This window comes from Bdellovibrio sp. HCB337 (assembly GCF_047302465.1).
GTDB lineage: Bacteria > Bdellovibrionota > Bdellovibrionia > Bdellovibrionales > Bdellovibrionaceae > JACMRP01.
Window position 1 is genome coordinate 170,753 of the sequence record NZ_CP178621.1, and the last position, 12,769, is coordinate 183,521.

Here is a 12,769-nt window from a genome sequence, read left to right on the forward strand (position 1 = left end):
TTTTATTGCTACTCAATTTATTTTTTGTAGCTGCCTGCCAACACTTGCGTACGCGCGATGATATCGAGGCTGAAAAAGAAGGTGCGCAAACCGAAACTCCTTCGGGCCCAGTGCAACCTCCGAAGTACGAAGTTCCAACACCACAAGCACCGACCCAAGAAGCACCACCACAGGCGTCTCCGATTCCGGCGATTCCAAAAATTGGTTTGATCTTAGGTCCTGGCGGAGCCCGTGCTTATGGGCACATTGGTGCCGTTCAAAACTTGAACCGACTGAAAGTACCAGTTTATGGCACCGTTGGTATTGAGTGGGGCGCCCCCGCGGCAGCGCTTTTGTCCTCGAAGGGTCAGGTCTATGATATGGAATGGCAGATGTTCAAGTTGAAAGGGGATGAACTTAATTCGAAATCCCTGATCGGCTCGGGCGGTAAGGCCAACGATGTTTCTGCACTGAAAGACTTTTTCCACACCGCTTTTGGCGGTCTTAAAGTTGAAAACTTCAAACATCCGTTTGGTTGCCCCGCTTATAACATCTCTAAGAACCAGGTTTATATGATGAGCCGTGGTGTGGTTGAGCAGCTAATGCCTTATTGCTTACCTTATCCACCTCTATTTAAACCGTTCAACCGCAACGTCAGTGCGATGCGAGAGTTGAAGATGGCAGCTGACTACTTACGTTCCCAAGGGGCGAATTACATCGTCCTTATTAATGTGTTGGGACGTGATGCAGGTAAGAAGTCTTTGGTTCGCGAGACCGAAAGCACGGACGCCGTGGTGTGGTCTGAGATCGCTAGCTACTATGCAAAAGCGCAAGCTGGTGTAGATGCAGTGATTCCAGTTGAGTTAGATGGTTACATGGTTACTGATTTTGACAAGCGTCGCGAGATCATGCAGAAAGCTGCAGAAGTTTCGCAAAAACCGATCGAGATTTGGGCCCGTAAGTTAGGATTTTAAAAAGGAAGAGTTATGAGAAAACCTACAGAAGACGTAAGAATTTTTGCAGAACGCAGACAACGTATCGCTCAAGAACTTCAAGGTTCGGCATTGATTGTGGCGGCTCACCCCGAGCATGTTCGCAATCACGACGTTCACTATCCGTATCGTCAAGATTCTAATATGTACTATCTGACTGGTTTTGAAGAGCCAGAAAGTATTTTGATTCTTCGTCCTGGTTTAAAACCTGAAAGCGTGATGTTCGTACGTCGTCGCGATCCAGAACGTGAAACATGGGATGGTTTCCGTTACGGACCAGAAGGTGTCGAAAAAGAATTCAAAATCGACAAAGCTTATCCAATTGATGAGTTTATGACTCACGCGCCAGGTCTTCTAAAAGAAGTCGACCAGGTTTATTACCGCATGTTCAAAAACTCAGAGGCCGATGCCAAAGTTCAAGAGTGCTTGGAAAAAGTAAAATCCATGCAAGGTAGAACTGGCTATGGTCTTTTGCCAGTCCACGACGCCGACACTTTGTTGGGCGAATACCGTTTGGTGAAGTCCGAGATCGAACTTACCAATCTTCGTGAAGCTTGCGAAATTTCTGCTCAAGCCCACTTAGCAGCAATGCGCTTTACTCGCCCAGGTGTTACCGAGCGCCAAGTTCAAGGTGTCCTTGCACATAACTTCTTTATGAAAGGTGCAGCTCGTGAAGGTTACAACTACATCGTAGCGAGCGGAAACGCAGCAACCACTTTACACTATAACTTCAATGATCAGGTCTGCAAAGATGGCGATTTGTTGTTGATCGACGCAGGTGCCGAGTACAACTACTACACAGGCGATATCACACGCACTTATCCTGTGAATGGAAAATTCACAGACGAGCAAGCACGCGTTTATCAAGGTGTCTTGGATGTACAAAAAGCTATTATTGATTATGTAAAACCAGGAATCGTGTTTAAAGATCTTCACGACATGGGAACTTCGCTTTTGACGGACTTGATGTTGGAGCTTGGTCTTCTCTCGGGTCGTAAAGATGATCTGATCACAGCTCTTCAACAAAAGAGATATTACCCGCATGGTATCGGTCACTGGTTGGGTATGGATGTTCACGATGCAGGTCTTTATTATAGAAAAGGCGTTCCTCGTGAAGTCGGCGCAAACATGTGCTTTACAATCGAGCCAGGTCTTTACATTCCTGCGGATGATACGAGCGCTCCGCAGAAGTATCGTGGAATTGGTATCCGTATTGAGGATAATATTCGTGTGACGTCTCACGGAGCAGAAAATATGACGTCATCAGTACCTAAAGAAATTGCTGACATCGAGAAAGTTGTCGGCAAGTAGGCTTCTTCGGCGTCTGGGCTTCGAAACAAGGATTTGCCTTGAGATTTAAAAAGTCTTTCGGCTATTGCTTTCGGGGGACGGGCGTCCGGCCCTCACGCAAGCGCCCCGCCTTTGGCGGGGTTCGCGCCATCCGGGCGCCGCTTGAGCCCCTCTCAAGCAACATCCGAAAGCCTTTTTAAATCCCAAAGCAAATTTGCTTCGAAATTGTCGTACATCGCTTTTACGTTCATTTCTTCGTTGGAATTTTTTTGGTACTTCAGGTGTGCGCGGCAGAGACTAAAATATATCGCGGCACATGTGGATTGATGGGGTGCCTATTACGTTGCGGAGGCCTTCTAGGACTTTGTCGTTTGCGGATAGTTTTTCGCCTATTCCGGAGTAGAATTTTTGGAGTTCTGTGCCTGGGGTTGAGGATTCTTGGATGAATTGGCTTAGGGCTGTTAGGTAGCCTTGATTTGCGTATTCTTGGTAGCCGTTGTTGAAGGCCACTAGGGCGCGTTCTAATTTTTTGTTGGCTTCTGCTGACAGTTTTTCTCTTCCTGGTAAATGATAGTCGTCTACTGTGTTTAAATATACTTTGCCTTTTGTTGCGGCGAAGCTCATTGCGTTTTTTCCTGCTACCCATACTGGGAGGTTTGCGGATTCGTAGAAAAAGTTAAATACGTTTTGTGGGACTGAGCCTACAAATACGAAATATAAATTTCCTGGTTTTAATTTTTCTAGTGCTGAGAACTCTTGTGGAGTTAATAGGTGCATTTGGTTCTGGTGTTTTCTTTCTGTCGTTGCGGCTGCCTCGAAGCCTTCTACTTTTCCGAATACTTTTTTTACTGTGTCCATCTCGTCGGCGTTAAAAGGTGAGACTACAGGGATAATCACGGCTTTATCAGAACTCATTCTTTGGGCTGCTGACTTTACGGCTTTTGCGTAAAAATATACTTTTTGTGGAGCGAAAGCTTGAATGCCCACGCCGTAGACCGGGAAGCTTAAATGATTTTGTGCAATGTCAGCGAACTTTAATGCGAATTGTTTTTTATCTTCTGGAAGATCTGTTTGATTCTTAAGAGTTTCAACAAATTGATCGGCTTCTGGGGACTGCAAGTTTGTCAGTGGAAGATCCTGCAGAGTGAAAAGAACTCTTGCGTTTTTTTCGTAGAGTGCCGCTGAACCCCAACCCAGTGGTTGAAGACGCAAGTAAGTCTCGGCCATAGATACTCTTGCGAACTCTGAACCAAAACCATCGTCAGCGCCAGACATAGCTAGTTTTAGTTTTTCGATCTTTCCTTGCTTGCGTGCATTTTGGTATTCTTCTGTGCTTAGATATTTTACTTCGTTTTCAATTCCGTCAGGAAATCCTGGATAAATCTTTTTGATTTTTGCAGCGACTGACGCTTGATAGACAACTTCGAATTCGCCTTGAAAGCCAAGCTCGCGAAGACGTCGCATGACCGAGATGCCTGCAGATTGATGGCCGAAGCCTGGAGCAGAGTCGACATAAATGCGGATCTTCTTTTGCTCTTGTAAAAAGGACTTAGGGTCTGCAGCTAAAACTGCAAACCCTAAGAGTAGAATTAAACTAAAGAGCCAAAAGCGAATCACTTTCATTCTTAGAAGACCTTATCGCAACGGATGCCTTTGTAACCGGAAACCTTTAAGAAGAGGGATTCCATATTGTTGATACCGACTCTAAATTGTGAGTTTCCAACTTCTCGAATGTCGTTGTAATTTTCTGGCATAACAATGCCAGTTTTATCGAGAACTGCTTGGCGCGCGCGCGCGTAATACTCTTCTGGAGCTACAGAAATAGTCTTATACTTTTTGTCCCATTGATCATCAGGGACACTTTTGATCGTTACACTGTATTTTACGCCCTTTTCTAGATAAATAACTTCGTCAGGGAAGATAAACATTGAAGCAAGAACTTCAAGCTCGCCAGTATATCCAGAGATACTGTTGATAATTAAACGGCGTGGATCGATACGAAGCGTTGCAATACCGCCAGACTGGTTAGATTGCATGTATTTAGCCTTCATCTTTTCGATGTCTGCTTCAGTTTCTACTTCGAATGATTTTCCATCAGCGAAGTTATGAGCGATTCTTAGGTCGTAACTTGTAGAAATAAACGGAGAGCCCGATGGATTACTAGCGTGGTTGAGCATCATTTTGGTCAAAGTGTGCGGTTGAGTGAGTGGACTAATACGCTTCCCTTGGTTAACACCATTGGTTCCAAAAGTCTCGAAAGTTTCAGGCAAGCCTCTGAGTTTGAAAAGATGAGAACCCGAGCCAGCAGTCAGGCGCTTCGATAAGAGAGCACCACTAAGAACTTTTCCTTTTGCATCAGTTACTGCTTGTAGTTTTTCATCGGCATCTAGACCGCGGAACAAAATCGTTGCGTTGTCGTAGTTCGGGTGACGAATAGAATCGACGAAATCTGTCCAGAAAGACTTTTCAGTCGGCTCCATGATAGACCAAGGAAGCATTTTCTCCATCGCCTGAGCAACGCCTTCACGGTCGTTAGCTTTTAGCATTTCAGGAAGTGATTTTGTTTTTACAACTACATCTCGGTCTGCAGCACCAGCTTTATACTCTTTTACCTGCTGTAAGTAATTTTTCTTCGCAGTGGAATTAAGAGCGTCGGTAGATTTTTTGTTAGCAAGATCCAATTGGTCGATCAGCTTCTTACGAGAAACTTCATAGGTGTCAGCAGCCGAAAGTTTTACGCCTTTGGCAGCAGCATATTCCAACCAGTATTGCTTCTTTTGTTCTTCAGTCAAATTTATGATTGGTGTGAATGTACTTAACCCTTGCTTAAATAGCTGGAAATTTTGGCTCGAGAGTTCTGCTAAACGACGTTGCGCAAAAATACTGCCGCCTTTCGCATTTGCTTCGACCTCCATAAATTCGAGGGGGCTTAAAGCAGGCAACTGGTTGGATACCCCAGTGTGTGGGTGATACGAGTAAACCTCTTGCGGAAGTCCCAAAGATTTTTGCAAGCTAAACTCCATATAGTGCCAGTCGATGATAGTACCAGGAGCTGGACCCATAGGTTGGTGGTGACTTTGTTTGTGACTTGAGTGTCCTGCTTTTTGAGTGGCATAGATGGGTTTATTTTCATAGGCTGAGATATTATTGATGTCGTACATATTTTTAAGCGCGATAAGAGCATCCAAAAGCACAAAAGGATTTTTCTTCATCGAAGGATGAACGATGAGTTCAAGAGTGACCTTGTTGCTTGAGTTTGGTGAAAGAGTCATGTGTGTCGTTTGACCTGCTGGTAGGTCGGTGCTGTACTTCATTTCGATCTTAATGAGCGAAGTTCCGTTTTGAGTTTGCTCAAAATTTTTGTTGGCGACTGCTACCAATTGTTCCATTGCCGAGTGCGGATTCGTTAGAATTGCTGTCTCAAACTTTTTGATATGCTCTTTGGTGAGTGCACCCGAGTACATGCCGCCGTTCCCGTGCCAATAAGTAGCGTTATCGTACCCTGGTTGGTAATGTCCCTGACCATGAGAGTTTGCATTATGGGAAGGCGGAGGCCCGTCTGCAGCTTTCACAGGAGCTGAGATTTGAACGCCTAATAAAGCAGCCATTACCATTTTAGATAAAAACGATTTACGCAAAGTCATATTACACCTCTCCAATAAGAGTCTTTGAGCAAGAGGCATGCCCGAGCATAGGCAATTTTTACAGGGTTGGAGTGTCTAGAGTTTAAACAGCGCGCGCCTTTTTGGGTTTCGAAGCGCTTGAAATCTCAAAGTAATATGATGATGAACGCTTATATTCGATTTTAGGGTACGGAGTATTGGCGTAGGCCTTGCTCCCTATCCTATATATGTTGAAACGTGTAATTAACCTTGTCCTTATATTATGTGTGTCTGGATTCCATGGTCGAATTCAGGCGGCTGAAGTCAATCATACGGATGCGAAAGCAAAGCTTCAGTATTTGCTAGCTGTTGATCGTTTGGATTTCTACGCTCAAAACCTAGCCGATTTCCTGGACGGTAAAAAATCACCTCAACTTATTCAGGCTTTACGTAATTTAAAACCCGAACACTATTATAGTCAGCGCTTAAACCTTAAAGATCTTGAAAATACAAAAGCTTGGCAGCAATTGATCTTTGCAAGCCTTAAGCAAAACAATCCGACCTTAAGCGTGGCATTGCCAGACCTTGAGTGGAACTATGACTTTTTTAAAAATAAGATGGCGGCGCGTTTTGGAATTAAGGACGCAGCAGTGCCTAAGCCAGGATATCAACCTGAGTCTAAATTAGATCCAGAGAGCCAGAGATCCATTCCAAAAATTCGTGGTAAAAAAATTCTTTTGGATACCGAAAGATATATTGCCGAAAAAACCAGCCGCGCTATTTTCTGGGACGCTATCTTGAATCAACGTGATTTTGCATTCTATGTTGGAACTCAAGCAGACTTCCAAGAACAGATCCATAAAGGTGGTATCGAATTAGTTACGGAAGTTCAGCCGATGGCTAATAACTATAATAAGATCTATCTGACCTTTAATCCGAAGAGCGGTAAATATAGTTATGCTATGAATTTGATTTCAGGCGATGACCGAATCAAACACTTGTCTGCACAGCTTCGTTTAATAAAGTTTGATGGAAAATCTGCCTTTGAACAGGGCCAAGACAAAGTAAGGGTCTTTGGTAGCGCCGCTGAATTCCATAAACGTCAAGAACGCATTCTTACCGATTTGTTCTCACAGTTGCCGAAAGCAGACAAAATCGTGATCGGTCAAAAAGGTGCAATTGAAGACGTTATTAAGAATGCTGGCATGATGGATGTCGTTGGTAAAGAGTCTTCCCAAGTTGTAAACGGATTGAACCTTCCAAAAAACAAAGTATCTAAGTTTGAAAATCTAATCGGGAAAGTAAATAAAGAAAGCGCTTTCACGACAGACTCGGTTGCTCCAGGTTCGATGATCGACAAAGCCTATGCTCTAGCGAAGGACCCAATTCAGCGCTCGTACAAACAATTTGATTCTGAACAAGCAAGTCACAATTTCGCCGACTATCTCTTAGAAGATAGAAACGGAAAAATCCAACGCTGGCGTGTATTCTCGGCAATTTGGGGTGACGAAATCATTCCAATTGCGCGTGCTCTTAAAAATACGGGTCATAATGATGTTGTCTATATCGGTACTGCAGGTGCGATTGCTAATAAAGGTTTAAAGGTCGGTGATGTGATCGCAGGCGATCACGTATACACCCATTCTGGAAAGACATTGAAGTTCAGCGAAGGAAAGCTTGTTAAAAATGAGCGTCCTTATGGTGTTGGTCAGGTTTATACTCCATTTGATGAAACAGATAAATGGTTGTCTGAAAAAGGCCCTATGATTGATGCCGTTGAAGTTGAAACAGGTTATTTGCGTGAACAGCTTGCTGCGAATGCAAGACTTGAAGCTTACTTCTTGATTTCCGACGTCGTAGGTTCTGAAAGTGAAACTTTGGCGCATGCGGCACAAAGTGCTTCAAAGCGTAAGCGTGGTCAGTTGAGACTTCTTGAAAACCTCTTTGTTCAAAATGGTATTGTGGCACCAGTGTCGAATTTCGAAATTTTACCTATGAACAATGCTTTGCGTGGGACCTATGAAAAGTTGAAAGTCCTTCGTCCTTCACGCGAAGAATTCTCTTTGATGCAAATTGCTCAATTAGCGGCCCGCGAAGGTAAAACAAGCACGGCTGATTTAGAAGCACTGTTAAAGAGCCAGCCAACCTTCACTCGTACAGAGTTGAGCAATGCGATTTTGTCTTTGGGCGGGTTGATTGCTGAAATTGAAAATAAACTTGGAAAGAATGTACAAGTAGGAATCTTCTCTGAAAGCCTATTTGCAGGTACTTTCAATCCGAAAGTTAAAACGTCGATCCAATTGTTAGTGCCAGGGTTGAGCAGCAAAACCGAACTTGCAGCTAAAATTGGCGCAGATCAATGGAAGCGTTTTGAGCAGGCTTTGTCGAAGCACTTCGATATTAGTATTATGACTGAGGCAGATCCTAAGGCGAGAATAGCGAAGTCTTTCAAAGTCAGTGATGCTCAAGATTTCTATCGTAGCTTTGAAAATATGGTATTGAAACCTGCAGGACTTACTGCCGAGATCGATAAAAACGGCAGCTATCGTGCGCGTCCTCTTCCAGGCGTCGATGGCCCTGCGCGTATCCGTTGCGAACTCGTCCTCCAATAAAAGAAGAAAGACCTTTTCAGGTCTTTCTATATTTAGTGAACATTTTTGCGTTTTTTGGGTGCGGACTTCTTTTTACCTTGAGCTCCGCCGGTTTCTTTATTCACCGTTGCCCAGGCAATCCGTCCGGCTTTTTTCTTAGATGCGCCTTTTTTCTCATAGCCCTCTTCAATATGCTGAGCCATGCGTTTTTGTTTCGGCGAATAACTTTCTTTAGTTCCTCTTGTTGGCATAAGTACCTCCTGAGCAAAAACGCTAACAGGGGTTTTTCACTTTTATTTTTAGATCTTGTGAAGTTTTAAACTCAATCCCAGATTTTTTGAAGCCAGGACCAGACTTCCGGGCGACGTGTGCCGATTTCGAAGTGAGTTCCTTTGAACTCGCTGTAGTGATGCTTGATCTTTCGGGACTTCAACCACTGGTGCAGCTGACGGCAGCCCAAATGAAGTTTGAACTGATCGCGATTGCCGACATCAATATAGAGCGCATGAAGTTTTCTTAAGTTTTGGGCCCGCTTTGGAAAGAATACCAACGGATCCATCGCCAGCCACTTTTTCCAAATCGCAGGCTTCATCTTTCCAGTGTGCGTATCCATAGGAAGCTCGCCGTCGGCGTAACAAAGACTCATGCCTACAACATTAACCAAAGTATGAAAGTTTTTGCTTCTGCGCAGACGGCCTTCACGCAATTCCTTCAGAAGCCCTTTGAGACCACCGTATTCATTCCAATCCGTCAGAGATTCGTAAATCTCTCCGAGTAAGGCGGCTTCAAAGAAGCAATCCGGTGCAATGGCTGCAGCCACACCAAAAACTTTTGGGAACTTCGATGCCAAATGAAGAGAGCCGTATCCGCCACTGGATCCGCCTGTCACACACCAGTGTTTTGGCAGAAGGCTTACGTCATATTTTGAATGAATCGCAGGAACGAGTTCCTTTATTAGATAGTCTTCGTAGTTTCCTTGGCGACTATTCACGAACTGAGAGCCACCCCAAGAAGTCATGGCGTCGACAAACACGTATAAAGCCTTTGGCGCTTTTTTCGCAGTAATAGCTGCATCCAAGAGTTCAATGTTTGTGGGCTCGCCAAATTTAGGAGAAAAAGGGCCCGAACCGTTGCCGGTTAAGCCTGAAAGATAAAATACGACTGGAAGAGGGCCTTCGGCATTACGAGGAATCAGAATCGGATTACGACGTAATGTTGGATCTTGAAGGCTGTTGCCTTTAAGAGCTTTGCTTTCAATTAGCAAAGTTTCCATATCAAAGTTCTTAAGATCCAAAACCGAAATATTATCGAGAGTCGTTACTGTCATTTAGATAAACCTGTGATGGACCCAAGACTTCTGCGTAGCGATTTTCTGGAGGTCATTCTCTGTTTTAAAGAGTCGATCATCCTGATTCGCGGCACTCACAGCCATAGCCAAATCCGTTGCTGAATTCAAAAGTTGGAAGTCACCCATCGTGTTGCCGGAAGCAAAGAAAGGTTTTTTACCGTCAGTGTGTTCAAGTAAGGCCTCTACTTTACCCATTTGGTAAGTGATGATGCCTTTTTGATTTTGCGTAATAAGCTCATTTTCAACATGAGTCTCGATGCCGATGACATTTTTTGGTTCTAGACCCAAAAGCTTTGCTCCCGGATCTACAGCCCATTTGATGGACGCGGTCACAACATAGACACGAACACCTTTGCTTTTGAAAAGCTCGATGATTTTTTTCTGTTCTTCAAAAACGGGAATTGGCGCTTGAGCTTTAACAGCATTTTCAGCCCATTCTTGAACCGTCTGCAGCTTTTGCCCGTTGAGAATTTGCGCAAGCCACAAATAAGCTTCCGTTGGATCTTTCTTTTTAAGCTCTTCATAGTGAGCCCAAGGATCAGAAGGCAGGTTCACCAATTTGTTGTCGATTTGGTGCTGAAAAAAGCCTTCTCCAAGATCAGTGTCCCAAAGAGTTCCGTCGGCATCAAAGGCAGCAACGGGTTCTGCGTCCTTCGCCAAGGCATAGTCCAGAGCGGCGTGAATTCGGTCCCAAATTTCTTTTGAATAAGCTTTGTATTTCATAGCGTCTTAGTATGAAATAAGAACCAGAAATTGACAAGAAATGCTTCGTAACGAAGCTCAATAGGAGAGTGCGTAGAATGGCCCTTTTTTGTCGGGTGATCCAACTCCAAGACCTGCCAGAAATCCTCGATTTTGAAAACAAGAAGCTCCAGGAACTCATTCCTGATGAGATGGAGCGCACTCTGCATAGCTGGAACGTCCGATGGCGCAAAGAAGCCCTCGAACATTACTTCGCTTTAGGATGGTCATTTTTGGTTCGTGATAAAGATAAAACTAGTCCTTATTCAGATGAAGGGCTTTTAGTTGGTTACTTTATGGCGCAACCACTCTTGTTTGTGGATGGCCAGACTCAAAGTTTGTGGGTAGAACATCTGCAATACGCGTCGTTGCAAGCGCGCGACGAGCTTTGCGAATTAGCCTACAAACTGTCCCGCGAAAAACACTTTCAAAAAGTCTACTTTCCGAATGTTTCGGGAATTAATAATTCCATCTCGGCCTTTAAAGCCGAAGCTTGGAATCCAGCAGTGATGCACATCAAGACGACAAAGGCTTAGTAGTCATGAAAAAATTCTCGAAGGCTCAGCGCCCTCAAATGATCCAGCAAATGCAAGATGAAGTTTTTGATTTGTGCATTGTCGGTGGGGGTATTAATGGTGCCGGCGTAGCTCGAGATGCTGCCAGTCGTGGCATGCGCGTCGCTTTGGTCGAGGCTAAAGATTTTGCCTCAGGAACTTCCTCACGCTCTAGCAAGTTAATTCACGGTGGAATTCGCTATCTTGAAAATATGGAATTTCATTTGGTGTTTGAAGCATTGAATGAAAGAACGAAGCTTTTCGAGATGGCTCCGCATCTGGTGCATCCGTTACGCTTCATGATCCCGCTATATGAAAACAGCCGTGTGGGTATGTTTAAAATGGGTTTGGGAATGTGGCTTTATGATGCGTTGGCATTATTCCAAGCACCGGAAATGCATGAACGTTTAAACGCGCATGAATCTATGGATCGAATGCCGACTCTGCAAGGCGAACACCTAAAGGGTTCTTACATTTATTCTGACGCTTACATGGATGACGATCGTTTGGTGCATGAAACTTTGCGCTCAGCTCACGAATTGGGTGCGCTTTGCGTGAATTATGTAAAAGCCATCGGTGCTCAATTTAACAATGCTGGAATCATCGAAGCCGTCGAGTGCGAAGATCAGTTGAATGCACAGAAATTCAAAATTCGCGCAAAACATGTCGTTAGCTGCGTAGGTCCATGGACTGATGAGCTGGGACCAAAGCTTTTGAAAGATTGGCAAAACATTCTACGCCCGACGAAGGGTATTCACCTAACTTTGCAAAAATCTCGTTTGCCTTTAAGCAGTGCTGTCGTGATGGCCGCTGAGAAGAGTGATCGCATCGTTTTTGGCATTCCTCGTCATGAAATGGTGATTATCGGAACCACAGATACTGATTTCCAAGAGTCTCCAGACAAGGTGGTCGCAACCGCCGAAGATGTAAAATACCTTTTAGACGTGACTCGCCAGTATTTCCCAGGAGCAGGAATTACCGAAAAAGACATCGTAGCGACTTACGCAGGGGTACGACCTCTCGTGAAAGACAGTTCTTCGAGCGAGGGTAAAACCAGCCGCGAGCACGTAATCATTGATGATAAGCGGGGAGTCACTCTCGTTGCAGGGGGCAAATACACCACGTATCGCTTGATCGCTCAGCAAGTGGTTTCGCACAGTTTGGCGTTCTTCTCTCTCGAAGATCGTGTGCGCTTTGCGAAAAGTGAGACTACCAAAGCCTTAAATCCATTTACGACGGTTGATGCTTTCCAACAAGCCTTGGGTCAAGCGTCAGTTTGGGCAAAAACGACCGGCCGACCAGAGTGGGAAACCCAGCTTTTGGCTGAACGCTATGGCTTAGAAGCTGCAGAAATTCTGCATACATATCCGCGCCACTACAGCTACTGGCAACTCGAAGCTGCGCAGGCCATTGATCACACTTTGTGTCTGAATCTGGTGGATTTTTATGCCCGAAGAGTGCCTTTATTTTTGGCATATCCAGAGCACGGGATGCCTCAACTAGAGAGTATTTGCGAAATTTTCCAAGAGAAACTTGCTTGGTCTGACTCTGAACTGAAAAAACAGAAAGAAGATTTACGAGTTTATATGGAAAAAGAGCTCAGCTGGAAGAGCGGGTTCTAGACACATTGTGACGTAATCTCTCGCTGCAGTCTAAATATCTGCATTGACTC

10 protein-coding genes are annotated in these 12,769 nt (G+C 44.5%); 5 read left to right on the plus strand and 5 right to left on the minus strand.

Translation table 11 applies throughout. The features are described from left to right. Positions 1 to 5: 5 nt before the first annotated feature. The gene (locus ACLWBB_RS00880) at positions 6 to 953 is read left to right on the plus strand and encodes a patatin-like phospholipase family protein (protein WP_413289653.1); all 948 of its coding nucleotides are present in this window, start codon (positions 6 to 8) and stop codon (positions 951 to 953) included. Positions 954 to 965: 12 nt separating this feature from the next. Further along, complete coding sequence (locus ACLWBB_RS00885) at positions 966 to 2,282, plus strand: aminopeptidase P family protein (RefSeq protein ID WP_413289654.1); 1,317 nt, start codon at positions 966 to 968, stop codon at positions 2,280 to 2,282. A gap of 276 nt (positions 2,283 to 2,558) precedes the next feature. Here ACLWBB_RS00885 and ACLWBB_RS00890 read toward each other — a convergent pair whose 3' ends face one another. Together ACLWBB_RS00890 and ACLWBB_RS00895 are read right to left on the minus strand one after the other, a co-directional pair. After that, positions 2,559 to 3,884: a hypothetical protein gene (locus ACLWBB_RS00890; RefSeq protein ID WP_413289655.1), complete on the minus strand. Its 1,326-nt coding sequence runs from the start codon at positions 3,882 to 3,884 to the stop codon at positions 2,559 to 2,561. A gap of 2 nt (positions 3,885 to 3,886) precedes the next feature. Next, positions 3,887 to 5,869, minus strand: a complete 1,983-nt coding sequence (locus ACLWBB_RS00895) for a hypothetical protein (RefSeq protein WP_413289656.1) — start codon at positions 5,867 to 5,869, stop codon at positions 3,887 to 3,889. Positions 5,870 to 6,150: 281 nt separating this feature from the next. Between ACLWBB_RS00895 and ACLWBB_RS00900 the strand changes: the two genes are divergently transcribed. Next, positions 6,151 to 8,475, plus strand: a complete 2,325-nt coding sequence (locus ACLWBB_RS00900; protein WP_413289657.1) for a hypothetical protein — start codon at positions 6,151 to 6,153, stop codon at positions 8,473 to 8,475. Between the two features lie 32 nt (positions 8,476 to 8,507). Here ACLWBB_RS00900 and ACLWBB_RS00905 read toward each other — a convergent pair whose 3' ends face one another. The 3 genes from ACLWBB_RS00905 to ACLWBB_RS00915 form a co-directional block, all read right to left on the minus strand. After that, positions 8,508 to 8,705 (minus strand): hypothetical protein, encoded by a 198-nt coding sequence (locus ACLWBB_RS00905; RefSeq protein WP_413289658.1) that lies wholly within the window; start codon positions 8,703 to 8,705, stop codon positions 8,508 to 8,510. A 71-nt stretch (positions 8,706 to 8,776) separates the two neighbouring features. Then, positions 8,777 to 9,781, minus strand: coding sequence for an alpha/beta hydrolase-fold protein (locus tag ACLWBB_RS00910; protein ID WP_413289659.1), 1,005 nt, complete (start codon positions 9,779 to 9,781; stop codon positions 8,777 to 8,779). Beyond that, the gene (locus ACLWBB_RS00915; protein ID WP_413289660.1) at positions 9,782 to 10,525 is read right to left on the minus strand and encodes an HAD family hydrolase; all 744 of its coding nucleotides are present in this window, start codon (positions 10,523 to 10,525) and stop codon (positions 9,782 to 9,784) included. 77 nt (positions 10,526 to 10,602) lie between these two features. Here ACLWBB_RS00915 and ACLWBB_RS00920 point away from each other — a divergent pair, with 77 nt between their 5' ends. Both ACLWBB_RS00920 and ACLWBB_RS00925 read left to right on the plus strand, forming a co-directional pair. Next, positions 10,603 to 11,079 (plus strand): hypothetical protein, encoded by a 477-nt coding sequence (locus ACLWBB_RS00920; RefSeq protein WP_413289661.1) that lies wholly within the window; start codon positions 10,603 to 10,605, stop codon positions 11,077 to 11,079. A gap of 5 nt (positions 11,080 to 11,084) precedes the next feature. After that, complete coding sequence (locus ACLWBB_RS00925) at positions 11,085 to 12,719, plus strand: FAD-dependent oxidoreductase (protein WP_413289662.1); 1,635 nt, start codon at positions 11,085 to 11,087, stop codon at positions 12,717 to 12,719. The last annotated feature ends 50 nt before the right edge of the window (positions 12,720 to 12,769 follow it).